Annotated in this window: 27 protein-coding genes; 19 read left to right on the top strand and 8 right to left on the bottom strand. The window is 70.6% G+C overall.

Translation table 11 applies throughout. The features are described 5' to 3' along the window. Positions 1–51 precede the first annotated feature (51 nt). From AB0N14_RS02455 to AB0N14_RS02390, 14 genes are all read left to right on the top strand, one after another. Positions 52–1,662, top strand: coding sequence for an AAA family ATPase (locus AB0N14_RS02455; protein WP_366023871.1), 1,611 nt, complete (start codon positions 52–54; stop codon positions 1,660–1,662). Continuing rightward, positions 1,659–2,072, top strand: a complete 414-nt coding sequence (locus tag AB0N14_RS02450) for a TadE family protein (RefSeq protein ID WP_366023870.1) — start codon at positions 1,659–1,661, stop codon at positions 2,070–2,072. The genes AB0N14_RS02455 and AB0N14_RS02450 overlap by 4 nt, the downstream gene beginning before the upstream one ends. An 8-nt stretch (positions 2,073–2,080) precedes the next feature. Further along, entirely contained in the window at positions 2,081–3,421 is a 1,341-nt protein-coding gene (locus tag AB0N14_RS02445) for a CpaF family protein (protein ID WP_366023869.1), read from the top strand. Positions 3,422–3,446: 25 nt separating this feature from the next. Beyond that, positions 3,447–4,394, top strand: coding sequence for a type II secretion system F family protein (locus AB0N14_RS02440; protein ID WP_366023868.1), 948 nt, complete (start codon positions 3,447–3,449; stop codon positions 4,392–4,394). Positions 4,395–4,407: 13 nt separating this feature from the next. Beyond that, a complete protein-coding gene (locus AB0N14_RS02435) occupies positions 4,408–5,298 on the top strand; it encodes a DUF5936 domain-containing protein (RefSeq protein WP_366023867.1) in 891 nt (296 codons plus the stop codon). Between the two features lie 2 nt (positions 5,299–5,300). Next, positions 5,301–6,599, top strand: coding sequence for a histidine kinase (locus tag AB0N14_RS02430; protein WP_366023866.1), 1,299 nt, complete (start codon positions 5,301–5,303; stop codon positions 6,597–6,599). Next, positions 6,592–7,347 carry a response regulator transcription factor gene (locus AB0N14_RS02425; RefSeq protein WP_366023865.1) on the top strand — a complete coding sequence of 252 codons (756 nt, stop codon included), beginning with the start codon at positions 6,592–6,594 and terminating at the stop codon, positions 7,345–7,347. Before AB0N14_RS02430 ends, AB0N14_RS02425 begins: the two co-directional genes overlap by 8 nt. Positions 7,348–7,458: 111 nt before the next feature. Further along, positions 7,459–7,677: a hypothetical protein gene (locus AB0N14_RS02420; protein WP_366024239.1), complete on the top strand. Its 219-nt coding sequence runs from the start codon at positions 7,459–7,461 to the stop codon at positions 7,675–7,677. Beyond that, a complete protein-coding gene (locus AB0N14_RS02415) occupies positions 7,674–8,282 on the top strand; it encodes a pilus assembly protein TadG-related protein (protein ID WP_366024238.1) in 609 nt (202 codons plus the stop codon). Before AB0N14_RS02420 ends, AB0N14_RS02415 begins: the two co-directional genes overlap by 4 nt. A gap of 15 nt (positions 8,283–8,297) precedes the next feature. Beyond that, entirely contained in the window at positions 8,298–8,891 is a 594-nt protein-coding gene (locus AB0N14_RS02410; protein WP_366023864.1) for a hypothetical protein, read from the top strand. Between the two features lie 7 nt (positions 8,892–8,898). Next, the gene (locus AB0N14_RS02405; RefSeq protein ID WP_366023863.1) at positions 8,899–9,561 is read left to right on the top strand and encodes an OmpA family protein; all 663 of its coding nucleotides are present in this window, start codon (positions 8,899–8,901) and stop codon (positions 9,559–9,561) included. 82 nt (positions 9,562–9,643) lie between these two features. Then, positions 9,644–10,219 carry a dihydrofolate reductase family protein gene (locus AB0N14_RS02400; RefSeq protein ID WP_366023862.1) on the top strand — a complete coding sequence of 192 codons (576 nt, stop codon included), beginning with the start codon at positions 9,644–9,646 and terminating at the stop codon, positions 10,217–10,219. Positions 10,220–10,259: 40 nt separating this feature from the next. Continuing rightward, positions 10,260–11,123 (top strand): LLM class flavin-dependent oxidoreductase, encoded by an 864-nt coding sequence (locus AB0N14_RS02395; RefSeq protein WP_366023861.1) that lies wholly within the window; start codon positions 10,260–10,262, stop codon positions 11,121–11,123. A gap of 108 nt (positions 11,124–11,231) precedes the next feature. Then, positions 11,232–12,002 (top strand): class I SAM-dependent methyltransferase, encoded by a 771-nt coding sequence (locus AB0N14_RS02390; protein WP_366023860.1) that lies wholly within the window; start codon positions 11,232–11,234, stop codon positions 12,000–12,002. A 161-nt stretch (positions 12,003–12,163) separates the two neighbouring features. Here AB0N14_RS02390 and AB0N14_RS02385 read toward each other — a convergent pair whose 3' ends face one another. After that, the gene (locus AB0N14_RS02385; protein ID WP_366023859.1) at positions 12,164–12,499 is read right to left on the bottom strand and encodes a DUF192 domain-containing protein; all 336 of its coding nucleotides are present in this window, start codon (positions 12,497–12,499) and stop codon (positions 12,164–12,166) included. Between the two features lie 749 nt (positions 12,500–13,248). On the opposite strand from AB0N14_RS02385, the gene AB0N14_RS02380 reads away from it, so the two are divergent. The 4 genes from AB0N14_RS02380 (at position 13,249) to AB0N14_RS02365 (ending at position 18,356) form a co-directional block, all read left to right on the top strand. Beyond that, positions 13,249–14,022, top strand: a complete 774-nt coding sequence (locus tag AB0N14_RS02380) for an isoprenyl transferase (protein WP_366023858.1) — start codon at positions 13,249–13,251, stop codon at positions 14,020–14,022. Positions 14,023–14,371: 349 nt separating this feature from the next. Further along, positions 14,372–15,697 (top strand): PhoH family protein, encoded by a 1,326-nt coding sequence (locus AB0N14_RS02375; RefSeq protein WP_366023857.1) that lies wholly within the window; start codon positions 14,372–14,374, stop codon positions 15,695–15,697. A gap of 443 nt (positions 15,698–16,140) precedes the next feature. Next, on the top strand, positions 16,141–16,836 hold the full coding sequence (locus tag AB0N14_RS02370) for a transglycosylase SLT domain-containing protein (protein ID WP_366023856.1): 696 nt from the start codon (positions 16,141–16,143) through the stop codon (positions 16,834–16,836). Positions 16,837–17,009: 173 nt separating this feature from the next. Then, the gene (locus AB0N14_RS02365; protein ID WP_366023855.1) at positions 17,010–18,356 is read left to right on the top strand and encodes an AI-2E family transporter; all 1,347 of its coding nucleotides are present in this window, start codon (positions 17,010–17,012) and stop codon (positions 18,354–18,356) included. Positions 18,357–18,553: 197 nt separating this feature from the next. Here AB0N14_RS02365 and AB0N14_RS02360 read toward each other — a convergent pair whose 3' ends face one another. Together AB0N14_RS02360 and AB0N14_RS02355 are read right to left on the bottom strand one after the other, a co-directional pair. Then, the gene (locus AB0N14_RS02360; protein WP_366023854.1) at positions 18,554–19,087 is read right to left on the bottom strand and encodes an alkyl hydroperoxide reductase; all 534 of its coding nucleotides are present in this window, start codon (positions 19,085–19,087) and stop codon (positions 18,554–18,556) included. Between the two features lie 3 nt (positions 19,088–19,090). Further along, positions 19,091–19,645 carry a peroxiredoxin gene (locus AB0N14_RS02355; protein WP_366023853.1) on the bottom strand — a complete coding sequence of 185 codons (555 nt, stop codon included), beginning with the start codon at positions 19,643–19,645 and terminating at the stop codon, positions 19,091–19,093. A 152-nt stretch (positions 19,646–19,797) separates the two neighbouring features. On the opposite strand from AB0N14_RS02355, the gene AB0N14_RS02350 reads away from it, so the two are divergent. Continuing rightward, complete coding sequence (locus AB0N14_RS02350) at positions 19,798–20,814, top strand: LysR substrate-binding domain-containing protein (protein WP_366023852.1); 1,017 nt, start codon at positions 19,798–19,800, stop codon at positions 20,812–20,814. 16 nt (positions 20,815–20,830) lie between these two features. On the opposite strand, the gene AB0N14_RS02345 is transcribed toward AB0N14_RS02350, so the two are convergent. From AB0N14_RS02345 to AB0N14_RS02325, 5 genes are all read right to left on the bottom strand, one after another. Then, complete coding sequence (locus AB0N14_RS02345; protein WP_366023851.1) at positions 20,831–23,161, bottom strand: FtsX-like permease family protein; 2,331 nt, start codon at positions 23,159–23,161, stop codon at positions 20,831–20,833. Continuing rightward, positions 23,158–23,847 (bottom strand): ABC transporter ATP-binding protein, encoded by a 690-nt coding sequence (locus AB0N14_RS02340; RefSeq protein ID WP_366023850.1) that lies wholly within the window; start codon positions 23,845–23,847, stop codon positions 23,158–23,160. The genes AB0N14_RS02345 and AB0N14_RS02340 overlap by 4 nt, the downstream gene beginning before the upstream one ends. Next, complete coding sequence (locus AB0N14_RS02335; RefSeq protein ID WP_366023849.1) at positions 23,844–24,368, bottom strand: PadR family transcriptional regulator; 525 nt, start codon at positions 24,366–24,368, stop codon at positions 23,844–23,846. The genes AB0N14_RS02340 and AB0N14_RS02335 overlap by 4 nt, the downstream gene beginning before the upstream one ends. Before the next feature lie 244 nt (positions 24,369–24,612). Continuing rightward, a complete protein-coding gene (locus tag AB0N14_RS02330) occupies positions 24,613–24,861 on the bottom strand; it encodes a hypothetical protein (protein WP_366023848.1) in 249 nt (82 codons plus the stop codon). Then, on the bottom strand, positions 24,858–25,793 hold the full coding sequence (locus AB0N14_RS02325; RefSeq protein WP_366023847.1) for an SPFH domain-containing protein: 936 nt from the start codon (positions 25,791–25,793) through the stop codon (positions 24,858–24,860). The genes AB0N14_RS02330 and AB0N14_RS02325 overlap by 4 nt, the downstream gene beginning before the upstream one ends. Between the last annotated feature and the right edge of the window lie 93 nt (positions 25,794–25,886).

The following is a 25,886-nucleotide window of genomic DNA, read 5'->3' as shown; positions in this document are numbered from 1 at the left end:
GGCCCCCAGCGGGCCTGTCCCCACGCTGTCCGACGGTGCGGGGTGTCGCCGATGACCGTCCGCGTCCTCCCCGCCGTCGGCGACCTCGACGCCGCCCGCTCGCTCACCACCCTGCTCGGCCAGCTCCCCGACGCCGAGCCCGCCCCGCCCGTCCACGACTCCACGGCCCTGCTGGACACCCTGGCGCGCCTGGCCGGGGACTCCCTCGACGAGCTGCCCGAGGTCGTCCTCGTGCACGAGCGGATCGGGCCGATGCCCGCGCTCGACCTGATCCGTGACCTGGTGATGCGGTTCCCTGCGGTCGGGGTCGTCCTCGTCACCGCCGACACCAGCACCGGCGTGCTCACCGCCGCGATGGACTCCGGCGCCCGCGGCATCGTCACCCTGCCCCTCGGCTACGACGCCCTCGCCGAACGCGTCCAGGCCGCCGCCGCCTGGTCCGCCGGCATGCGGCGCCACCTGAGCAGCGGCGCCCCCGAGCCGTACGCCGGACCCGGAGGGACCGTGGTCGCGGTGACCGGCGCGAAGGGCGGCGTCGGCGCCACGGTCGCGGCCGTGCACCTCGCGCTCGCCGCCCGGGCGTCGGGCCGTACGGTCGCGCTGGTCGACCTCGATCTCCAGTCCGGGGACATCGCCTCCTACCTCGACGTGCAGTTCCGGCGCTCGGTCGCCGACCTCGCCGGGATCGCGGACATCAACCCGCGCGTCCTCCAGGACGCCCTCTACACCCACGACAGCGGCGTCGGACTGCTCCTCGCGCCCGCCGAGGGCGAACGCGGGGAGGAGGTCACCGACCGGGTGACCCGCCAGGTCCTCGGCGCGCTGCGCTCCCGCCACGACGTGGTGATCGTCGACTGCGGCTCGCAGATGACCGCCGCCACCGCTGCGGCCGTCGAGATCGCCGACCACGCCGTGCTGCTGGTGACCCCGGACGTGGTCGCGGTCCGCGCGGCCAAGCGGATGGTCCGCCTGTGGGACCGGCTCCAGATCCGCAAGGCCGAGGAGACGCTGACCGTCGTCAACCGTCACTCGCGCGGTACGGAGATCCAGCCCGCCCTCGTCGAACGCGTCACCGGCACCAAGGTGGCCCGCGCCGCGGTCCCGGCCGCCTTCAAGGAACTCCAGTCGGTCGTGGACGCCGGACGCCTCCAGGACCTCGACGCCCGCTCCACCGTGAAGCAGGCGCTGTGGGCGCTGGCGGGGGAGCTTGAGCTGGTGAAGGCGCAGGAGGGCGGCGGGCGGCGGCGCCGGGCGCCGTCGGACCGGGGCGCGCTGAGCCTGTGGCGCAAGGGCGGCGACCGGGGGTCGGTGACCCTGGAGTTCGCCGGGATGTTCCCGCTGGTGCTGGTCGTGCTGGCGCTGCTGTGGGAGTGCGTGCTGTACGGCTACACGTACTCGCTGGCGGGCAACGCGGCGGACGAGGCGGCCCGGGCGGCCACGGCGGCGTACGCCGTGGGGGGCGATGTGGCGGGTGCGTGCCAGTCGGCGGGTGCCCAGCATCTGCCGGACGCCTGGCAGGGGGCGGACATCACCTGCACCCCGGCGGGGCCGGTGATGAAGGCGACGGTCCATGCCGACGTCCCGTTGTTCTTCCCGGGCGTCAACCCGGGCTGGCAGGTCGACGGCTCGGCAGGCGCGGCACTGGAGGGGAACAGCCGATGAGGCCCCGCCTCCGCCGCCGAGGGCTGCCCCGGACGGGACGGCGCACCCGCCGCTGGGACGACCGCGGCGTCTCCATGCTGGAGTTCGCCGGCTTCCTGCCCATCCTTCTCGTCATCGGCATGGCGGCCATCCAGCTCGGGCTCATCGGCTACGGCATCAACCAGGCCGGGTCGGGAGCCCGAGCTGCCGCGCGGGCAGGCTCACAGCACCAGGACGGGGTGGCGGCAGGCCGCGCCGCGGTCAGTGAATGGCTGGACGCGTCGCCGGTCGTGCAGGAAGGCGCCGACACCACCACCGCCACCGTCACCGTCCGCGTCCCGGCAGTCATCCCCCTCTTCAGCGACTGGACCGTCATCCGCCGCGCCACCATGCCCAACGACCCGGAACCCTTCATCCCGGGAAGGAGCTGACGACCGGCATGAGCCTCCGCTCCCGTATCGCCGCCCCCGACGACGGGGGAGCCGCCCGTGAGGACGGACACCTCGTCGCGGTCTACCGTGCGAAGCTCCTGGAGGAGATCGACCTTGCCGAGATGTCGGGCCTCGCGACCGCCGAGCGCCGGGTCCGGCTCGAACGCGTCCTCGGGCACATCATCAGCCGCGAGGGCCCGGTCCTGTCCTCGGCCGAGCGCTCCCGGTTGATCCGCCGGGTCGTCGACGAGGCCCTCGGCCTCGGTGTCCTCGAACCGCTCCTCGCCGACGCCTCCATCACCGAGATCATGGTCAACGGCCCCGACTCGATCTTCGTGGAGCGGGCGGGCCGCGTCGAACAGCTTCCGCTCCGCTTCGCCTCCGCCGAGCAGCTGATGCAGACGATCGAACGCATCGTCTCCACCGTCAACCGCCGCGTCGACGAGTCGAACCCCATGGTCGACGCCCGCCTGCCCACCGGCGAGCGCGTCAACGTCATCATCCCGCCGCTCGCCCTGACCGGCCCCACCCTCACCATCCGCCGCTTCCCGCGCGCCTACACGCTCCCCGAACTCATCGGCCTCGGCTCGCTCGACGAGCAGATGCTGATGCTGCTCGCCGCGTTCGTCCGCGCCCGCTTCAACCTGATCGTCAGCGGCGGCACCGGCTCCGGGAAGACGACCCTGCTCAACGCGCTGTCCGGGCTCATCCCCTCCCAGGAGCGCATCATCACCATCGAGGACTCCGCAGAACTCCAGCTCCAGCAGGAGCACGTGATCCGTCTGGAGTCCCGCCCCCCGAACGTCGAGGGCAAGGGCCAGATCACCATCCGCGACCTGGTCCGCAACAGTCTGCGGATGAGGCCCGACCGGATCATCGTCGGTGAGGTCCGCGGCGGCGAGACGCTCGACATGCTCCAGGCGATGTCGACGGGCCACGACGGCTCCCTCGCCACCGTCCACGCCAACTCGGCGGAGGACGCGCTGATGCGGTTGCAGACCCTCGGCTCGATGTCCGAGGTCATGATCCCCTTCGAGGCGCTGAAGGACCAGATCAACTCGGCCGTCGACGTGGTCGTGCAGCTCGCCCGGCACCCCGACGGCTCCCGCAAGGTCGTGGAGATCGCACTCGTCGTGTCCCACGGTCGCGAACAGTTCCGTGTCGCCACCGTGTCCCGTTTCGTGCCCCAGCCCCTCGGCCCCGACCGGATCGTCCGCGGCCGTTTCGAGCACCTCCCGCTGCCGCGGTCGGTCGCGGAGAAGCTGTACGGCGCGGGCGAACCGCTTCCGCCGGCCTTCGGTGTCGCGGACGCCCTCGACGTACTGAACACGAGGCAGGCCATCGGTTGATCCCCGCCCACCTCAGGAGCCGGTCATGAACGACCCCGCCCTCTTCGCCCTCGGCGCCACCGTCCTCACCGGCACGCTCGCCGTCGGGGGCGTGCACTCGTACGCCTCCGGCCGCGCCCACCGCCGGGAGCTCGTCGACCGGCTCTCCGGCGCCGCGGGCGGCCCGATCCGCACGGCGGCCGGCCGCGTACGGCGCTTCGCGGCCGTGGACCGCAGGCTGCGCCGCACCCGCCTGGGACGCGCCATCCACATGCGCCTTTCGGCCACGGGCCTCGATCTGACGGCGGGGGAGTTCTTCACCTACGTCACCGCCGTCGTCGTGGCGCTGTGGCTGATCGCGGCGTCCACCCTGGCGCCATTCTTCGGCCCGATCGCCGGTCTGGTCGGTATCTGGAGCGCGGCCATCTTCCTCAACTGGCAGCGGCAGAAACGCATCGAGGCGTTCATCAACCAGCTCCCCGACGTGGCCCGCCTACTGGCCAACGCCACGGCCGCCGGACTCGCCCTGCGCACCGCGCTCGCCATGGCGGCGGAGGAGCTGGAGGCCCCGGCGGGCGAGGAACTGGCCCGGGTCGCCGACCAGCTGTCGCTGGGCCGCTCGGTCGACGACGCCCTGGACGAACTTGCCGAACGCCTCCCGTCGCGCGAGCTGATCGTTCTCGTCACCACCCTCGTCCTGGCGAACAAGGCGGGCGGCTCGGTGGTCAACTCGCTGCGCAACCTCACCCAGACCCTGGAGGACCGCAAGGAGACCCGGCGCGAGGTCCGCACGATGCTATCCGAGGTCAACGCGACGGCCTTCACGGTCCCGATGCTCGGCCTGGGTTCGCTGATCCTGGTCAACTCCTCGAACGAGGGCGCCCTGGCCCGTGTCACCGGCTCCCCGCTCGGCCAGAGCCTGGTTCTGCTCTCCCTCGGCCTCTACACGATCGGCTTCTTCGTCATCCGCCGCCTCGGCAAGATCGAAGTGTGAGGGGGAGAACGCGATGCTTCCGCTGATCCTCGCCCTGCTGATGGCGGTGTCCGTCGCGGGCGTCCTCCTCGGCATCCGGATGATCCGCGCGGACGCGAGACTCCCGAGCGATCTCGCACTCGCCCTGGAGGTCGGCGCGACCCGGGTCTCCAAGGCGGGCTCGGCGGTCGACCGCCTCGGCATCCGCTTCGCCCCACTCGTGCTGCGCCTGATGGGTCCGCGCCGCGTCGAGGCCAAACGCCGCCGCATCGACATGGCGGGCAACCCCGGCGGACTGACCCTGAGCCGCTACGCCGCACGCCGGGCGGTCTACGGCATCTTCGGCCTGGTCCTCGGGCTGATGTTCCTCACGAACGGCCAACTGCTCTTCGCCGCCGCGACGTTCGCCTTCGGACTGTTCGCCGCCGACGCCCTGATCTGGCAGGCCGTCCGCGAACGCAAGGACGTCATCGACCGCACCCTGCCGGACTTCCTGGACGTCCTCGCGGTCGTCGTCTCGGCGGGCCTCGGCTTCCGGCAGGCCCTCGACCGGGTCGCGGAGAAGTACGAGGGCCCCTGGGCGGACGAACTGCGCATCACCCTGCGCCAGATGGACATGGGCGTCAGCCGCCGCCAGGCCTTCGACGAACTGCGCAGGCGCAACTCGTCCGAACAGGTCGCCCAGTTCGTCTCCGCGCTGCAACAGGGCGAGGAGCTGGGCTCGCCCATCGCCGAAACCCTGATCCAGCTGGCCACGGACATGCGCCGCACGGACGCCCAGAACGCCCGCCGCCGCGCCGCCAAGACGATCCCCAAGGCCACGCTGGTCACCCTGGTGTTCATGCTCCCGGCGACGATGATCCTGATCGCGACGGGGATGTTCCTGGGGTCGGGGACGGACTTCGGATCGATTCTGGGTCGGTGACGATGAGCCGCACGAGTCACCCCGCCCCCGGGTACTTGGAGGACGACGCCCCCGCTCCCGCCAGCGTCCGCCTCCAGCTCGGCGCGCTCCAGGCGCTGTGCCGCCAGACCGTGGCCGTACGCCTCGCCCTGATCCTGATCGGCACACCCTTCGCCCTGGCGAACACGCCCGAAGACGGCCCCCGCTACGCCGTCGTCGCGGCAGCCGCTCTCGGCGTCACGGCCTCGTACGCCGTGCTCCGCGACTGGAACCGCGTGGGCCCGCGCCTCCTCGCGCATCCCACGCTGATGGCGCTGGACCTGCTCTTCGTCGCCGCACTGCTCCTGACCGCCTCCCCGGCCTCCCCCCTCGCGTACGCCACGGTCTGCACGCCCTTGCTGTCCGGCCTGCTGTACGGCTGGCGCGGCGCGGGCGTCCTCACGGGCCTGCAACTCGCGGTGGTGTTCTCGGTCTTCAGGGCTTGGGAACACCATCCCGGCGCGGCCACCAGCACGCTCCTCATCGCCGGTTTCTGCGTCGCCGCCGGCATCATCGGCGTGACTTTGCGAAACCTGATGTTCCGTTTCGGGGCGGCCAGCGAGGCGCTGTCCCGAGCCAATGCCCGCCTGTCCGCTGCGGAGGCGGTGGAGTCCGAACGGGCCCGCCTGGCCAGGGAGATGCACGACTCGGTGGCGAAGACGCTGCACGGCCTGGCCCTGGCGGCACAGGCACTGGCCGCCTCGGCGGACCACGGCGACCCGGACACGCTCAAACGCCAGGCCACGCTGGTCGCCGGGGCCGCGCGCAGGGCGGCGGCGGAGTCCCGCGACCTGCTCTCCGACCTGCGACGCCGTACGGGCGTCGCGCCGGCTCACCTGGACCTGGCGGCCGAACTCACCCTGCTGACGGAAGATTTCGAGAGCCGCACCGGCACGACAGCGGCCCTGAGAGAACCGGACGCCCCCCTGCTCCTGCCGTACACGACCGCCCAGCACGTCCTGGCGATCGTCTCGGAGGCCCTGGAGAACACCCACCGCCACGCCCGAGCGAGCCGGGTACGGATCGAACTCCAGGCGCCCGGCAACGCCGCTTTGGACCTACGGGTGGAAGACAACGGTGTCGGCCTGCCCCCGTCGGCCACGCCCGAGAGCCTGGCGAAAACCGGCCACTTCGGCCTGCTCGGCATGACGGAACGCGCCGTGTCCCTGGGCGGCCGCCTCAGCCTGGGCCGCTCACCGCTGGGCGGTGCCGAGATCCACCTGCACATCCCCCTCCCCGCGACCGCTTCCCCCACCCCGCAAGAGGAGGCCGCACATGCCTGACCTGCCTGACCAGGCACATCCCGGCCCGCGCCTGCGCGTCCTCGTGGCCGACGACAACCCGGTCGTCCGGGCCGGCCTGACCGCCCTGCTGACCGTCCACCACGACATCGAGGTGGTGGCGGAGGCGGCGGACGGCACCCAGGCCCTCACGCACGCCGCCCGGCACCGCCCCGACGTCATCCTCCTGGACCACCGCATGCCGGGCACGGACGGCCTGACGGCACTGCCGCGACTGGCCGCCCAGGCCCCCGTGATGATGCTGACGTACAGCAGAGAACCCGAGGTGGTGGCGGAGGCCCTGCGCCGCGGGGCCTCGGGCTACCTGGTCCACGGGGAGTTCACCACTGCGGAGCTGATCGCGGCCGTACGGGGCCTGAGGGAGGGCCGGCGGACGGTGTCCCCGTGCGCTGTCCGGTCTTCGCTCGGCGTTTCCTACGAAGAGAAGGAAATATCTTCGCACCTGCAACCAGTTGTGGCACAGTCGTCGGGGGTTCCGCCCGCTCGGGCGGGGGGGCTGCGGCGCCGCGTCGCGGGGTGGCCGGTCTTCGGGCTGAGTTCGAGGGAGGTGGAGGTCATGGACCTCATCGCGGCCGGTATGAACAACCGGCAGATCGCCGCCGCCTGCTTCATCAGCGAGAAGACGGTCAAGAACCACATCAACCGCATCTTCGCGAAGCTGCACAGTTCATCGCGGAGCCAAGCGATCGCCCACTGGCTGGGGACGGCTCGGGAGGGTCGGAGCCGATGAGCGCACCGACGCCCGGAAGTTGGGCCCCTGGGCCCACGAACAGTGAGGGTGCTCTCACCTACGGTGTTTCGGTTGATGGTTGCCGCATCGGGTGGGAGGGCCGGGGCCGTGATGAGCAGGATCAGGCGCGGGGTGGGCACGTGGGGGCGGACCGTGGGGGCCCGGATGCGGGGGGCTGGACGGGATGCGGGGGCCGGGTTCGTGGAGTATGCCGGGTTGATGATCATCATTGCCGGGATCTTCACGTTGATCGACCAGATCGGTCTGGATGGAATGATCTCGGGAGCCATCCGGACCGCCGTCACCTCGGTCACGGGTGGCGGCGGCTGATCAGCCAAAGGCTTGCCGGCGACCGCGGGCAGACGCTCCCTCTCTATATCTGGTTGACGGGGATCCTGCTGTTCGCCGCGTTGGCCTTCTTCGTGTTCGCCCAAGCAGCGTCCGCCCGCAATGGAGCTCAGTCCGCGGCGGACGCTGCGGCGTTGGCGGCGGCGCAGGACTCCCGCGAGGAGTTGATGACCGGGCTGCAGGATGCCATCGGCCATGACGACAACTGGCTGAGCTGGCTGAACGGCGGTCGTTTCCAAGGGACCGGCGTTGCGGCCGCCGCCGAGCGGCTGGCCGCCGAGAACGACGCGACCCTGAAGGGCGAACCGGTCCGCACCACCGTGAACGGCTTTCCCGGCTACCACGTGGTGATCGAGACGCGCTACACGGTAGGGGACTCCATCCTCCCGGGTACGGAGAATCGGCACGCCAAGGCCGAGGCCACCGCGGTGATCCAACCGCGGTGCACCTTCGGGTCCAACGCCGATCCGAAGAAGCCAGTGCAGTTGGACTGCGGCGGCGATCTCATCGACATCAACCCCGGGGATTTCAATTCGGACGACCTTCCCGACGCGTCCGTGCTGTTCTCTGTGCATCTGGCCGAGTGAGAGGAAGCCGTACCGATGGATCTCCGGCACACCATGCAGGGCCGCAGGGCGCTGTCCGCAGTGGCGATCACCACGGGGCTGATCCTCATGGTGGCCGGCTGCGGCGGTGGGGACGGCGATGGGAAGCGGAAGGCGACATCGTCCTCTGCCCAATCCACGGCAGGACGCGGCGGTAGCCAAAGCCAGCAGTCGTCCGCGCCGGCTGCGGACAAGGTGCTGGCCGAGGTGAAAGGCGGCGACATCACCCTCACTGTCACCTCCGCGGTCCGCGACCAGGGCGGTTTTGTCACGGTGAGCGGCACGGTCACCAACATCGGCGGCCAGTTCTGGATCGCGTCCAACTGGCGCGGCGACGAGCGGGAGCTGAGCAAGAACGGCGCCTCGCTGGCCGGGGCGTCCCTGATCGACAGCAAGGGCAAGAAGAGGTACCTCGTCCTGCGTGACACTCAGGGGCGCTGCCTGTGCACCAAGTTCGACGGTGGTGGCGTGGACGCGGGGAAGTCGGCCGACTGGTTCGCACAGTTCCCCGCCCCCCCGGAAGGGACGAACCAGGTCAACTTCGAGGTCGGCGCCATGCCCCCCGCCTCCATCGACCTCTCCCAGGGCTGAGGTGACCATGGCCCTCACCTCCCGCACCGCCACCGCCCTGACGGTCCTCACCCTCCTCGCCCTCGTCGGCGCGCCCCCTGTCTCCGCCGACGACAACCCCAGCGCACCCCCCGGCACCGTGACCACCTCCCCACCCCCCTCCATCGACCCCGCCAGCCCGGGCCTGAAGCTCGCCGACGGGGCCGCTCTCGCGCCCGCCAAGGTGCTGGACATCAAGTCCGTCGTGGAGGACCTCGGTGGTGAGGAGCGCCGCGAGGACACCAACGAGAACGTCACCTTCGCGCTCCAGGCGGAAGTGCTCTTCCCCAAGGACAGCTCCAAGCTGAACCCGGAGGCGCGTTCCCGTATCGACGCCATCGCGGACGAGATCAAGAAGCAGAACGGGACCACCGTCCGCGTCTTCGGCTTCACCGACAACCTCGGCTCGTACGCCCACGGCCTGACCCTGTCCAAACAGCGCGCGGAGGCGGTCCACGACCAACTGGCCGCCCGCCTCGGCGGCAACGTCACCTTCGAGGTGCGCGGCTACAGCGAGGACTACCCGATCGCGGACAACTCCACGGAGGAGGGCCGCCGCAAGAACCGCCGGGTGGAGGTGTCGTTCCCGAGGGGAGGCTCGGCGGGTGCCAGTACGTCGGGTGACGGCGGCGCGGCGATTTCCGGCGGCTGACACTCCGGGAGGAACCGATCAGGAGGCGCCTCCGCTGAGTACCGTGGGCGCCGGTGCCGGTCGGACGTCGATGAGGTGGGTCATGAGGAAGATCGTCCTGATGATGTCGGTGTCCCTCGACGGCTATATGGAGGGCCCGAACCGCGAGATCGACTGGCATCTCGTCGACGACGAACTCCACCAGCACTTCAACGACGTCCTGAAGGAGATGGGCGCCTTCCTCGACGGGCGGGTCACCTACGAGCTCATGGCCGGCTACTGGCCCAAGGCCGACCGGGACCCCGACGCCTCCGCCCCCGTCGTCGAGTTCGCGCGCATCTGGCGGAACATGCCGAAGGTCGTGTTCTCCCGCACCCTCCAGCACGCCGGCCTGCACACCACCATCGTCCGGGACGTGGTCGTCGACGACATCCTCGCGCTCAAGGCACAGGACGGCGGCGACCTCGCGCTCGGCGGTGCCGAACTGGCCGCGGAATTCCTGCGGCACGACCTCGTCGACGAGTTCCGCGTGTACGTCCACCCGGTCCTCCTCGGCCGCGGCAGACGACTGTTCCCGGAGGGCGACGAGCCCACCACCCTCCGGCTGATCGACTCCCGCCGGTTCGGCAACGGTGTCGTGCTCCTGCACTACGGGCGCCCGGAGACGGGCGGCCGGTAAAGGTGTTGCCCGGCCGGCGGCCGCTGGGTAGGAAGGCCGCATGACTGGACTCGGTGCTGTGTTCCGGCCCCAACTGCCCCCGGAGCGCCTGCGGACGATCGCGCGGCTCGCGGAGGAGGCGGGCCTCGAGGAGCTGTGGCTGTGGGAGGACTGCTTCCTGGAAGGGGGAATCTCCACGGCGTCCGCCGCGCTCGCCTGGACCGAACGGTTGCGCGTGGGCGTCGGACTGCTGCCCGTCCCGCTCAGGAACGTCGCCCTCACCGCGATGGAGGCCGCCACGCTCGAGCGCATGTTCCCCGGGCGGGCCGTCCTGTCCGTCGGGCACGGCGTCCAGAGCTGGATGGGACAGGTCGGTGCCCGCGCCGAGTCGCCCATGACACTGCTGCGGGAGTATCTGGACGCGCTGCGCGCCCTGCTGCGCGGCGAGCGGGTCACCACGGACGGGCGGTACGTGAAGCTGGACGACGTCGCCCTGGACTGGCCGCCGGCGCAGGCCGTCCGAATCCTCGCCGGGGTCACCGGTCCGCGCTCGCTGCGGCTGTCCGGTGAGGCGGCGGACGGCACACTCCTCACCGCCGCCACGTCACCGGAGGGCGTGCGCGCGGCCCGTGGGATCGTCGACGAGGGACGCGAGGCAGCCGGTCGCACCGACCCGCACCCCGTCGTCGTCTACCTCCGCGCCACCACCGGTCCGGACGCCGCCGCCCGGCTGCGCGCCGAGATCGAGCGGGAGGGAGGGGTGGAACACGGTGTGACCGGGGACGCGGGCACGGTCGCCAAGGCCGTGCAGCAGCTCGCGGAGGCGGGCGCCGACACGGTGGTCCTGCAGCCGACCGGTGACGAGCCGGACCCGGAGGGGTTCGTGCGGTTCGTGGCCGAGGAGGTACGGCCGCTCGTGCCGTAGGCCGACCGTCCGCTGGGCCGGTTTCGTCCGCTGGGCCGGTTTCGTCCGCTGGGTCGGCTACCCGTAATTCGGTCGCGTCCGCTTCCGTGGCGCTGGGAAGATCACGGCATGTCCACCCACCGTTCGTTCGAAGAGCTCGTCCGCGAGGCCGTCGAGGCCCCCGTCGAGGGCTGGGACTTCTCCTGGTTCGAGGGGCGGGCCACCGAGGAGCGGCCGCCGTGGGGGTATGCCCGGTCGATGGCGCGGCGGCTCGCCCGCGCGTCCGCCGCGCTCGACGTCCAGACCGGGGGAGGAGAGGTCCTGGCCTCCGCGCCGACGCTGCCGCCGGTCACCGTCGCCACCGAGGGGTGGCCGCCGAACGTCGCCAAGGCCACCGCTCTGCTGCATCCGCGCGGTGCGGTGGTCGTCGCCTCGGCGGAGGATGCGCCGCTTCCGTTCGCGGAAGCCGCGTTCGACCTGGTCACGAGTCGGCATCCGGTGCGCACCTACTGGGGCGAGATCGCGCGTGTGCTGCGCCCCGGCGGCACGTACTTCTCGCAGCAGGTCGGTCCGGCGAGCGCCTTCGAGGTCGTCGAGTACTTCCTCGGGCCGCAGCCGGAGGAGGTGCGCGGCGGACGCGATCCGCGGCGGGCGCGCGCCGGGGCCGAAGCGGCCGGACTGGACGTCGTGGACCTGCGGGAGGCCCGGTTGCGCATGGAGTTCCACGACATCGGGGCCGTCGTGCACTTCCTGCGCAAGGTGATCTGGATGGTGCCGGACTTCACCGTGGAGCGGTACGAGGACCGGTTGCGGTCCCTGCACGAGCGGATCGTGTCGAAGGGCCCGTTTGTCGCGCACAGCACGCGGTTCCTGATCGAGGCGCGCAAGCCGGGGGCGTAGATTTTCCGCATCGTCATGGAGGCCGACTCCCGTCGGTTCCGGTGGCTCGAGTAAGTTCAGACCAAGGTAAATCGCGTGAGTGAAGCTGCGCGGGCGGAACCGCGCAGTGGAGGGGGCTGCGCGGTGCCGTGCACTCCGTGCCGGTACGGCACCGGTACGGCTCACGGCTCTCGTACGTCGACCCGTACGCCGGGTCTGATCCCCCAGCGCTCCATCGCCCCGGCCTCCGCCTCCAGGACGTGGCGCGCACGCGGGCGGGGGAGGCCGATGCGGCCCGGCGGCATCGTCCGTACCGCCATGACCCGCAATGTCCGGTCCAGATACGCCACGTCGATCGGGAACCGCATGCCCAGGGTGTGCACCGCGCTCGCGGGACTCAGCAGCAGCGCGCCGTCGATCCCGTCGCGCCCGAGCAGCCCGCGCCGCCGGGCCCGCGCGGATCGGGCCACCTCCAATGGCACCGGGTGGGGCGTCTCCGGTGTGGTGAGCATGGGCATGACTGCGAAGTTAGCGGCGGCGTCAAGTGGGGGCTTCTGGTGCGGTCACACGGGCGGAGTATGGCGGGGCGTGTCGCCACGTGACCCACAAGAGGGCGCAAACCCCTTGGATTCCTTGGGTCTCGGCCGGATTACCGGGGAATCCGCCGTGTTTCGGCCATGATCAGGCCCTGAATGAGGGGTTCCGGGACCATCGGGGCGTCGCCGGGCGGTTTCGGAGAGTAGTTGTTGTACGCCGATGCACGCGGAATCCCTTACGAAGGGTTATGGTGGAAACCCCCCCTCGGGCCGGTCCGTCTCCCCCCCACGGACCGGCCCGTTTTCTTTTCCGCCCGCGGGAGTCCCCTGCGCCGGGCATCACCGAAGGGTCTCGCCCCCGCCGCCCCTACCCGTCTCCTCCCGGGGAGCTCCGCCCACAGACCCCTGCCGGGGCCGGAGGACGCGGCTTCACGTCCAGCCCCCCGCTGTCGGCCCACCGCCTCGTCCGCAAACCTCCAAGTCGCCCGAGCAGGGGAAACCTCCAGACGGGCTGACCCGAGCCGGATCCGTTCCGTCCGCACGCGCGGCCAATCACCCCAAATCCCCCCACCCCCGCCCCGATTCACACCCACAAACCCAAACCAACCCGCTGACACCCGTTGGCCGCCCCCGCCCTCTCCGGCGGTAGGCTTCGGCTTCGGGGACCGCCATCTGACGGGGATCGCGCACGACCGCGCCTGTCTGATCCGCACGGAGGGGCTGACAATCACGTGAACCTGCGCGACAAGCTGCGCGGCCTGCTCGTCAGGCTGTACGCACGCCGGGTGGAAGGCCACCTGGACCACGCTCAGGTGCCCAAGCACATCGGCGTCATCATGGACGGCAACCGACGCTGGGCGAAGGCCGCGGGATCGACCACCGCGCAGGGGCACCAGGCCGGAGCCGACAAGATCGAGGAGTTCCTCGGCTGGTGCGCCGAGACGGACGTCGAGGTCGTCACCCTCTGGCTACTGTCCACGGACAACTTCGACCGGCCGAAGGAGGAGCTGGTCCCGCTCCTCGGGATCATCGAGGACGTCGTCCGCTCCCTCGCCGCCGACGGCCGCTGGCGTGTGCACCACGTCGGCGCGCTCGACCTGCTGCCCGCGCAGATGCAGACCGTCCTCAAGGAGGCCGAGGAGGCCACCGCCCACGTCGACGGCATACTCGTCAACGTCGCCATCGGCTACGGCGGCCGTCAGGAGATCGCCGACGCCGTACGCTCCATGCTCCTCGACGCCCGTGAGAAGGGCACCTCGATGGAGGACCTCGCCGAGTCCGTCGACGTCGACATGATCGGCCGGCACCTCTATACGAGTGACCAGCCCGACCCCGATCTGGTGATTCGTACGAGCGGCGAGCAGCGTCTGTCGGGATTCATGCTGTGGCAGACGGCCCATTCCGAGTACTACTTCTGCGAAGTCTTCTGGCCGGCCTTCCGGAAGGTCGACTTCCTGCGCGCACTGCGTGACTACGCGGCGCGGCACCGTCGCTACGGCGGGTAGGGCACCCCGGGCGCCGGCCATCGGCGCCGGCCCGCGCCGCCCGTGGCGTCGCCCGCTCGGGGGACGGGATGTAACAAGGAGTTCACCGGGGCGCCGTCATACGCCGTGGCATGGCGGCGCATTTTCGAGGGCATAAGCCAGACAGGTCGACACCCGAACCACGGGTGTCGTATCTCAGCGGACGGCACGGGGCCGTCCGCCCGGGAGGCCCTTTGCACCAGCCCGACCGTGCGGTCACAGCACGGACGCAGACGCGGAGGGCCGGTCCTCGGCCCGTGCATCGCGGCCGACGACCGGTCCAGCTCCACCTCGTCGCTCCCCGACCTCATCCGAGGGGGTACGTCCTTCCGTGGTGACCAGCACAAAGCGCCCCAAGCCAGACCGGCGCACCTACGTTCTCGACACCAGCGTCCTGCTGGCCGACCCCAATGCCATGACCCGCTTCGAGGAGCACGAGGTCGTGCTTCCGATCGTCGTGGTCACGGAGCTGGAGGCCAAGCGGCACCATCCCGAACTCGGCTACTTCGCCCGGCAGGCCCTGCGCCACCTGGACGACTACCGCGTGCGGCACGGCCGGCTCGACGCCCCCATCCCGATCGGGGACCTCGGCGGAACCGTCCGGGTGGAGCTCAACCACTCGGACCCCAGCGTTCTGCCCACCGGCTACCGCCTCGGGGACAACGACTCGCGCATCCTCGCGGTCGCCCGCAACCTGCAGGCGGAGGGGTTCGACGTCACCGTCGTGTCGAAGGACCTGCCGCTTCGGATCAAGGCGTCCTCCGTCGGCCTCCTCGCCGAGGAGTACCGCGCGGAACTGGCCATCACGGACTCCTCCGGCTGGACCGGGATGTCCGAACTGACCCTGTCCGCCGAACAGGTGGACATCCTCTTCGAGGACGGCCACGTACACGTCCCCGAGGTGGCCGACCTGCCCGTGCACACCGGTCTGACCATCCAGTCGGAGCGGGGCAAGGCGCTCGGCCGGGTCACGGCGGAGGGTGACGTCCGCCTGGTGCGCGGGGACCGGGAGGCGTTCGGCATCAAGGGACGCAGCGCCGAGCAGCGGATCGCGCTCGACCTGCTGCTCGACCCGGACGTCGGGATCATGTCGATGGGCGGCCGGGCCGGCACCGGCAAGTCGGCGCTCGCGCTGTGCGCGGGGCTGGAGGCCGTGCTGGAGCGGCGGCAGCACCAGAAGGTGATGGTCTTCCGCCCGCTGTACGCGGTGGGCGGGCAGGAGCTCGGCTATCTGCCGGGCACCGAGGCCGAGAAGATGAGCCCCTGGGCGCAGGCGGTGTTCGACACCCTCTCCGCGGTCACCAGCCGCGAGGTCATCGAGGAGGTCACCGCGCGCGGGATGCTGGAGGTCCTCCCGCTCACCCACATCCGTGGCCGCTCGCTGCACGACGCGTTCGTGATCGTGGACGAGGCGCAGTCACTCGAACGCAACGTACTGCTGACCGTTCTGTCCAGAATCGGCGCCAATTCGCGGGTCGTTCTGACCCATGATGTGGCGCAAAGGGACAATCTGCGCGTCGGGCGATATGACGGAGTCGTCGCCGTGGTGGAGAAACTGAAGGGGCATCCGCTCTTCGCGCATGTCACGCTCACCCGGTCCGAGAGGTCCCAGATCGCTGCCCTTGTGACCGAAATGCTCGAGGACGGGCAGATCTGACCCAAGTGTTCAACATGGGATAGCTACCCATGAGTTGGCGCCGTCCGGTAAAGGCGTAGAGCCTAGCCGGGCGGCGCTGTCATGTGCGGGAGATCCCGAGAATTCCGTGGTCCAAACGGGATGTGAGCTTTCACACTCATCTCGGAATTGCAACGCGGCGCCGGATTACGGCAGAGTCTCGTTCCTGTCAGGCCCCGCATACGACACAGCTGTACCCCCTGGGGGCACCACCCAGGCGTTAAGCCCTGGGGGAGGCGCAGCGCCACAGAAACACAAACTGCATAGAGCCGTCGTATGCCGCCCGAGCACCACACGGCGCTCCCCCCAGCGGGAGTTGCCCACCGGGCCCGTGCCTCCCGTGACCCGCAGGTGGGAGGCCAGTGTCAGGGGCACGATCGCGTCCGCCAGGGTCACCGAAGCGGGCGATGCTGGAAGGAAACCGTGTGAGCCCGATCTCGGTCCGGGGATTCGCAGTGGCCTCGGCCACGGCGGTCACCGCTGTCGGAAGCGTCGTCGGAGTCGCCTCGGGCAGCACTGCCCAGACGAACGACGCCGAGGCGACCGCAGCCGACTCGACGCTCCTCGCCGACATACCCGCCGGTCAGCAGGCCCAGGTCCAGACGGCGTCGCTGACGCAGCAGGCGGACGCGCAGGCCATCGCCGCGGACACGCTCGCCAAGAAGGACGCCGAGGAAGCGGCCCGCAAGCAGGCGGCCGCGGACGCGATCGCCAAGCAGAAGGCAGCGCAGCAGGCCGAAGAGGCAGCCAAGGCGCGCAAGGAGGCGGAGGTCAAGGCCAGCCGCGACGCGAGCCGTGACTCCTCCAGCTTCCCGGTCCAGAGCTCGTACACCGTCGCGCAGATCCAGGCGATGGCACGCCAGATGGTGGCGGCCGACCAGTTCCAGTGCTTCAGCAACATCGTGAACCACGAGTCCAGCTGGAACTACCGGGCGGTCAACGCCTCCTCCGGCGCCTACGGCCTCTTCCAGGCGCTGCCGGCCGGCAAGTACGCCTCCGCCGGCGCCGACTGGCGGACCAACCCGGCCACGCAGATCAAGTGGGGCCTCAACTACATGGACAGCCGCTACGGCAGCCCCTGCCAGGCCTGGTCCTTCTGGCAGGCCAACAGCTGGTACTGAGCCGCCGGTCCCGCCCGCGCGCGGCGCTCAACCCTGCACAGCCTCTCACCGTCTATGGGTGAGGGGCTGCGGCCGTCTCAGGGACCGCCGCACCCACCATGTACGGTCGGAACCGACGACTCCAGGGGGGAGTGGTGGAGAGCACCCGGAGAAGCGGGGGAAGAGGACGGATCATGTCGCAAGTGCCAGGGTGGCTCTCCCGGCTCGGCGCCGGACTGACCCAGATGGGGGAGCGGCTGGACGAACGCCGAGCGGAGGTCGAGAAGGAGCACGGCGAGCCCGAGCCGCCCCCGGCCGTGGACAGCGTCCCGCCACCCCCGGCGTACGCTCCCGCCGTTCGGCCGCAGCCGCGCCCGCATCCCGCCGAGGCGGTGCCGTGGGGCGTACGGGTCGCGGCGGAGGCGGGCTGGCGACTGCTCGTTCTCGCGGGCACCGTCTGGATTCTGATGCGGGTCATCAGCACGGTGCAGCTGGTGGTGTTCGCGTTCGTGTGCGCGCTGCTCATCACGGCGCTGCTGCAGCCCACCGTGGCTCGGCTGAGGCGTCACGGCGTGCCGCGCGGCCCGGCGACCGCGCTGACCGCGATCCTCGGCTTCGTCATCATGGGCCTCATCGGCTGGTTCGTGACCTGGCAGGTCATGGAGAACATCGACTCGCTGTCCAACCAGATCCAGGACGGCATCGACGAGCTGCGCAAGTGGCTGCTGAACAGCCCCTTCCACGTCACGGACAAGCAGATCAACCAGATCGCCAAGAACCTGCGCGAGGCGATCGGCGCGAACGCGGACCAGATCACGTCGACGGGTCTGGAGGGCGTACAGGTCATCGTGGAGGCCCTGACCGGCATCCTCCTGACGATGTTCTCGACGCTGTTCCTGTTGTACGACGGCCGGCGCATCTGGGAGTGGACCCTGAAGCTGGTGCCGGCGGCGGCGCGGCCCGGGGTGGCCGGGGCAGGTCCGCGCGCCTGGCGCACGCTGACGGCGTACGTCCGGGGCACGGTGATCGTGGCCCTCATCGACGCCATCTTCATCGGCCTGGGAATCTACTTCCTGAACGTCCCGATGGCCGTGCCGCTCGCGGTGTTCATCTTCCTCTTCTCCTTCATCCCCCTGGTGGGCGCGGTGGCGTCGGGTGCGCTGGCCGTACTGGTGGCGCTGGTCACGCAGGGCGTCTTCACCGCGATCATGACGCTGATCGTGGTGCTGGCGGTCCAGCAGATCGAGGGCCACATCCTGCAGCCGTTCATCCTCGGCCGCGCGGTCCGGGTGCACCCCCTGGCGGTGGTGCTGTCGGTGACGGGCGGGGGGATGGTCGCGGGGATCGGCGGCGCGGTGGTGGCGGTACCGCTGGTGGCGGTCGCCAACACGGTGGTGGGCTACCTGCGGTCGTATGCGACGGCTCCAGCCGCACATCAACAGCCGACGGTGCCGCCTCCGTCGCCGGAGAGCACGGTCGTGGGCTCTCCGGCTCAGAGCGAAGGGCAGCCCGAGGCAGCACTCGAGAACAGGGACGACTGAGTCGGGCCCACTGCTGTTGGCGGGTGGGGGGTCTGGGGCGGCGCCCCCAGGAGGGCTCCAGGGGCCGCAGTCCCCGGCGGGGGAGGCCGGGGGCCGAGCCCCCGGGGCTGGGACGGGTAGGGGCGGCAGGGGCGAAAGACGCATCCGGCCCCGCCCACCGCCAAGGTGAACGGGGCCAGATGCACGCACTGGAGCTGTTACTCCGCGAGCACCGCCTCCGCGTCCAGCGTCACACCGACCGCCTGGACGACAGACGCGATCTTGAAGGCCTCCTGGACGACCTCACGCCCGACGCCCGCCTTCCGCAGCACCTGCTCGTGCGAGTCCAGGCACATCCCGCAGCCGTTGATCGCCGACACCGCGAACGACCACAGCTCGAAGTCGACCTTGTCGACGCCGGGGTTGCCGATGACGTTCATCCGCAGCCCCGCCCGCAGGCTGCCGTACTCGTGGTCCGACAGCAGATGCCGCGTGCGGTAGAAGACGTTGTTCATCGCCATGACGGCCGCCGCGGACTTCGCCGCGGTGTACGCCTCCGGCGAGAGGTTCGCCTTCGCCTCCGGCTCCAGCTCGCGCAGCACGATCGCCGAGCGCGACGCGATCGCCGTCGCCAGCACCGTGCCCCACAGCTGCTGCGCCGACAGCTCGGAGTTGCCGATGACCGAGCCCAGGTTGAGCCTCAGGTCCTTGGCGTAGTCCGGCAGGGCGGACTTCAGGGAGTTGAGGGACATATGTCACTCACCAGCCAGCAGCTTGACCGGGTCGAGGGTGTCCTCGCCCTTGTTCCAGTTGCACGGGCACAGCTCGTCGGTCTGCAGGGCGTCCAGAACCCGCAGGACCTCCTTGGGGTTACGGCCCACGGAGCCCGCCGTCACCATGGTGAACTGGATCTCGTTGTTCGGGTCGACGACGAAGACGGCACGCTGCGCGAAGCCGTCCTCACCCTCGATGCCCAGCGCGCGCATCAGCTCGTGCTTGGAGTCGGCCATCATCGGGAACGGCAGCTCGCGCAGGTCCGGGTGGTCCTTGCGCCAGGCGTGGTGCACGAACTCGGAGTCGCCGGAGAACCCGAGGATCTGGGCGTCACGGTCGGCGAACTCGTCGTTCAGCTTGCCGAAGGCCGCGATCTCGGTCGGGCACACGAAGGTGAAGTCCTTGGGCCATGCGAAGACGATCTTCCACTTGCCCTCGTAGGTCTTGTGGTTGATCTGCTCGAACTCCTTGCCCTTCTCCAGTGAGACGCAGGCGGTCAGTTCGAACTCGGGGAACTGGTCACCGACAGTGAGCACACGCTCTCCTTGCAGCACAGAAGCACCTCGAGCGCAAGGTGCTTCTCATGGGTTGGACTGTTCCGATGCTGGCACAGGGTGCATTGATTAGGGAAATAGCTACACTCGGTCGTGTTGATCGGTGTTGGCTATCAGTAACCGGGAGTAAGAGCATGGCCGCGGGTGGGACCAGGGCCAACGGACGTCGCCAGCCCACGCTCGCCCAGCTGCGCGCCTTTGCCGCCGTCGCCGAGCATCTCCACTTCCGGGACGCCGCCGCCGCGATCGGCATGAGTCAGCCCGCCCTGTCGGGCGCCGTCTCCGCCCTGGAGGAGGTCCTCGGTGTCACCCTGCTGGAGCGCACCACCCGCAAGGTGCTCCTGTCACCCGCCGGTGAGCGCCTCGCCGTACGGGCCAAGGCGGTGCTGGAGGAGGTCGGCGCGCTGATGGAGGAGGCCGAGGCCGTCCGCGCCCCCTTCACCGGGGCCCTGCGGCTCGGCGTGATCCCGACGGTGGCACCGTACCTCCTGCCCGCCGTCCTCAACCTCGTCCACGACCGCTATCCGCACCTCGACCTCCAGGTCCATGAGGAGCAGACCGCGAACCTGCTCGACGGGCTGACCACCGGCCGCCTCGACCTGCTGCTGCTCGCCGTCCCCCTCGGTGTGCCCGGAGTCGTGGAACTCCCGCTCTTCGACGAGGACTTCGTCCTCGTCACCCCGCTCGACCACTGGCTCGGCGGCCGGGAGGGGATTCCCCGCCAGGCGCTGCGCGAGCTGAACCTGCTGCTCTTGGACGAGGGGCACTGCCTGCGCGACCAGGCCCTCGACATCTGCCGGGAGGCGGGTCGCGGAATCAGCGGGGCGGGGCGAAGCCCCTCGGTTGAGGGTGGTGGTGGGCGGCGGGAGGGCGTGCCGGTGACCACGACCGCGGCCGGGCTGTCCACCCTCGTCCAGCTCGTCGCGGGCGGCCTCGGCGTCACGCTGCTGCCCCGCACCGCGGTCGAGGTGGAGACCACCCGCAACGGCCGGCTCCTCACCGGCTACTTCGCGGATCCGGCCCCCACCCGGCGCGTCGCCTTCGCCATGCGCGCGGGCGCCGCGCGGGGTCCGGAGTACGAGGAGCTGGCCGCGTCCCTGCGCGAGGCGCTGCGGCCGCTCCCCGTACGGGTGTTGGGGCCCGGCGACTGACCGGGCCCCGCACCGGCTACTCCGTGCGCAGCCCGTCCGGCCGCATCAGCCGCAGCAGCGGCGGCAGGCTGAGCGCGGTGACCAGCAGCACGACCCCCGCGCCGATACCGGTCATCGTCAGCACGCTCTCCCAGTCAACGCTCACCGTGGCGGCGGACATCTTCAGCAGTACGGCGCCCAGCGTCAGGCCGACCACCGAGGCCAGCAGCAGGCCGAGCGCGATGGGGATCGCCGTCTGCCACAGCACCGACAGGCTCAGCGTGCGGCGCCGGGTGCCGAAGGCGACCAGCGACGACAGCAGCTTCTTGCGCTCGCGCAGCTGCTCGAGCTGGGAGACGAGCAGGCTGGCGCCGATCAGCATCAGCACGCACGTGGCGCCGACGAACAACCCCCTGCGGATGGAGGTGAAGCGCACCGACTGCTCGGTGGCTGCCCAGGTCATGGGGGTGGAGTACGGGGCGACCCGCGCCGCGGTGTTCCGTACCAGGTCGGGGGCGTCCGGAACCGAGCGGTCGAGCGCGAGGTAGATCTCCCCCCGGAAGCCGCGCTCAGCCTGAGCGGGCAGGGCGCCGCGGGTGAACAGGAAACCGCCACGCCGCACACCGGTCGGGTCCTCACGGGACTGCGCCTGCTTGAGGCCCTGCGGCACCGTCCAGGCGAACTCCGTTCCCTTCTCGTCGCCGTACGAGGGGTCGAGGTACAGGGTGCGGCCCGGCTTGGCCAGGGCCGGCGTGTCGGTGTCGTATTCGGCGCCCCGCACCACGAAGACGTCGCCCTCCCGGCATGAGGGCAGGTGGGCCACCTCGAGCAGGGCCGCGCAGTCGCCGACGGTCACGTCACTGCTGGTCTGGGGGTCCTTGCGCCGGTCGCCCATCTCCGAACCGGAGAACGCCATGACCTGACGCACGCCCTTGGTCCGGCCGAACTCCTCGGCGGCTGTGCCGACCCGGACGTCGCTCGGCAGGCTGACCTGCATCTGCGCCCGTGACACGTCCTTCTGCGACTGCTTCGTGTAGTCGCCCTCGACGCCGGAGAACAGCATCTGCAGGGCGATCGCGCCGGCCACCGCCACGGCGATGCCGTTGACCATGCGGGCGGCGGTGCCGCTGCCCAACTGGAGCCTGCGAACGGCCAGTTGCCAGGCAACGCCACCGGAGTTCAGCCGGGCCACGACCGTCTCGACGACCCACGGCAGCAGCGCGGTGACACCGACCAGCAGCAGCAGGACACCGCCGACGACCAGGTACTCGTTGAAGTTCCCGTTGCTGAGGCCCTTGCCGAGCATCGGGTAGAGCATCGCGAGCCCGGCCAGCGGCAGCAGCAGGCGCCACCACAGCCTGCGCCGCGCGGGCTTCGCGGTGCGCACCACGCCGAGCGGTTCGATGACGACACCGCGCAGCGCGAACAGGGTGACCATGACCGCAGCCGCCGGGACCGCGACCGCCACGAGCAGGGCCAGCGTGGGAGAGGGGTTCATGTAGCTGGGGAAGACGCTGACGCCGAACACCTCGACGGATGCCGCGAGCTGACGTCCGAGCAGGAAGAAGGCGGTGCCGAAGAGCAGTCCGAGCAGTGACCCCGCGAGCGCCTCGCCGGCGGCGGTCCGCCGGGTCATCCCGCTGTCCGAACCGACGAGCCGCAGTGCCGCCAGCCTGCGGTCGCGCCGCTCGCCGCCGAACCGCACGGCCGCGGCGATGAAGACGCCGACGGGCATCAGCAGGACGACGAAGACGACCAGGGTCAGCAGGAGCAGGACGGGGTCCGTCTTCTCGGACGTGGTCCCGTTGTCCCCGAACATGTCGATACGGGCCACGTCCGGGGAGTTGATCTTCGCGGCGAGCCCCTTGGCGCCCGCGTAGTAGGCCAGTTCGTGGGAGCCGATGAGCCCGCTCTCCGCGATGGTGCCGGTGATCCGGTACGGCAGCCGCTGCCGCAGCAGGGCGCCTTCGTCGGACTGGAGCAGTTTCTTCAGGGTGGGGGAGACGACCATCGTGCCCGGCTCCGGGAACCTGTCGAGGCCGGGCGGCAGCGGCGCCCGGGCGCCCTCGGGCTCCATCAGCCGTCCGCGGACGTCCTTCTGCCGATAGGTGGTGTCGATGTCGGCGATCACCAGGGTGTTGTCGGCCTTCGGCTTCTTCTCCTGGCTGTAGGTGTGGTCCGCGCGCGCGTTGTCCCGCTCGTGCCGCACCGCGATCGCGTTGGGGAGCGCGGTGGTGAGCAGGAGCAGCGCGACGCCGAGTCCGACGCCGAAGCCGGTCAGCAGGAGCCGGGCCCATCCCTCGCGTCCGCTGCTGAACGCGAACCTGGCACCCATCACCAGGTCTCTCGACCACTGACGCCCGTTCATACGAGGCGCTCCATGTCCCGCGACTTGCCGTCGCGTACGACGATCTCGCGGTCGGAGTAGGCCGCCACCCGCGCCTCGTGCGTGACCAGGACGACGGCGGCGTTGGTGGAGCGGGCCGCCTCGGTAAGCAGTTCCATCACGCGCTCCCCGTTGAGCGAGTCGAGGGCACCGGTGGGCTCGTCGGCGAAGAGCACGCGCGGGCCCGTGACCAGGGCGCGGGCCACGGCCACGCGCTGGCCCTGGCCGCCGGATATCTCACCGGGCCGCTTGCCCGCGAGGTCGTCGACCTCGAGCCGGGCCATCCATGACAGGGCGGCCTGCTCGGCCTGTTTGCGGGAGGTGCCGTTCAGCCGCAGCGGCAGCGCCACGTTCTCCACACAGGTCAGCTCGGGGACGAGCTGACCGAACTGGAAGACGAACCCGAACTCGCTGCGGCGAAGCAGGCTGCGTTGGGCATCGCTCATACCGGCCATCTCGCGGCCGTTGTAGACGATGGAGCCGGCGTCGGGTGGCACGATCCCGGCCAGGCAGTGGAGCAGGGTCGACTTGCCCGACCCGGAGGGGCCCATGACGGCGACGATCTCGCCGGGGTGGACGGAGAACTCCGCGCCGTCCAGGGCGAGGGTGGGTCCGTACGCCTTGCGCAGGCCCTCGGCGGCGAGCAGGGAACCAGCGGGAGCAGTCACCGGGTCACCGCCTCGGCGAGCTTGGCCAGGCGTGCGGCGGTCAGCTCGAGCCAGCGCAGGTCGGCCTCCAGGTGGAACAGGGCGTGGTCGCAGATCAGCTGGTCGGCCAGGTCGCCCTCGCGTTTGCGGTCGGTCAGGATCCGCATCATCCGCAGGTGCTCGGCGCACTGGGTGTCGAGGATGCCGGCCGCGTCGCGGTGCGTGAGCAGGGCGATGACGACCTTGGTGTACAGGGTCGACTGCAGATACGGCTCGGGCTTCTCCGGCGTCGCCAGCCACTGCTGGACGTCGGTGACGCCGGCTCCGGTGATCGCGTAGCGCTTGCGCTCCGGCCCGCCGCCGGGCTCGATCCCGTCGACCTCGACGAGCCCGTTCTTCAGCAGCCGGGACATCGTCGAGTAGACCTGGCCGTAGTGCAGCGGCCGGTCGTGACCGAACTTCTCGTCGAAGGCCCGCTTCAGGTCGTAACCGTGGCGGGGCCCGGACTCCAGGAGTCCGAGGAGGGTGTGACCGATGGACATGCAGAGCACTGTACACGCGGCGTATACACATGGCGTATACATGGCGCGTATAGGCAGCGGCAGGCGGTGAGTCCCTGCAGGTGGGGGTTGATTGTCACGGTTCTGCTACACGGACTGCCGCCGGGCCGGGCGGTACCGGTATGTCCGGCCCGTCCGGGGTCCCCCTGCTCGAAGAGCTTGGGGGAGTTCGAGGACGAGGCCGAAGGCCGATATGGGGTCTGGGGGTGGAGCCCCCGGGCGGCGCCTACGCTTCCGGCTCGTCCGAAGCCGGCGGTCGCCCACGGCGGGGGATCGGCTTGGCCTCGCGCGGCAGGCGCCCCGCCTCCGCCAGAGCCCGCCGCAGCAGGAACTCGATCTGAGCGTTCGCCGAGCGCAGTTCGTCCGAGGCCCACCGCGCGAGCGCCTCGTACACCGACGGGTCGAGCCGCAACAGCACCTGCTTGCGCTGCTGCGGCCGACGCTGGGGGTCCGCGCCCCCGGAGGGAACCGTCACTGGTAGAGGGACCCCGTGTTCAGGACCGGCTGCGGCGCCCGGTCCCCGCACAGCACCACCATCAGGTTCGACACCATCGCCGCCTTCCGCTCCTCGTCCAGCTCCACGATGTCCTGCTCCGCGATCCGGGTGAGCGCCGCCTCGACCATCCCGACCGCGCCGTCGACGATCTGCCGCCGCGCCGCGACCACCGCCCCGGCCTGCTGCCGCTGGAGCATCGCGGACGCGATCTCCGGAGCGTACGCGAGGTGCGTGAACCGCGACTCGATGATCCGCACCCCGGCGGCCTCCACACGCGCGTGCAATTCGGCGGCCAGCTTCTCGGTGATCTCCTCGGCGTTGCCGCGCAGCGACAGCCCGTCCTCCTCGTGGGCGTCGTACGGGTACTCGATCGCGATGTGCCGCACGGCCGCCTCGGTCTGTGTGGCGACGAACTTCAGGAAGTCGTCGACCTCGAAGGTGGCCTGGGCCGTGTCCTCCACCTTCCAGACCACCACCGCGGCCAGCTCGATCGGGTTGCCGTAGGCGTCGTTGACCTTCAAAACGGCGGTCTCGTGGTTGCGGACCCGGGTCGAGATCTTCGTACGCGAGGTGAAGGGGTTCACCCAGCGCAGCCCGTCCTGCCGGATGGTGCCCCGGTAGCGCCCGAAGAGCTGCACCACCCGTGCCTCGCCCGGCGCCACCGTGTTCAGGCCGCACATCGCGAGGAACGCCGCGAGGCCGATCAGTACGCCGGCGACGACGAGTGCGGTCTTGACGCCGGACGCGGTGACCGTCGTCCCGCCGGCGACCAGGCCGACGCCCAGTGTCAGCCCCACCAGCCCGAGCAGCAGCGCCAGTCCGCCGCCGATGCTGTGCGCCGTGAACTCCCGCACGCGCGGGCTGGGCATCTCCGGTATGTCCGCGGCGGCGGACGTGGCTTGTGTCGACATGGGTGGTCTCCCCCGGTTTCGCCTCTAGCTTCGATCTAGCTAAGTGATAACACATTACCCGGATGGACAACCTTCCACTCCTCCTGATCGTCG

The organism is Streptomyces sp. NPDC051104 (assembly GCF_040682835.1).
GTDB lineage: Bacteria > Actinomycetota > Actinomycetes > Streptomycetales > Streptomycetaceae > Streptomyces > Streptomyces cynarae.
Note: the sequence above shows the minus strand (reverse complement) of the source record. Positions and strands in the feature narration are given on the sequence as shown.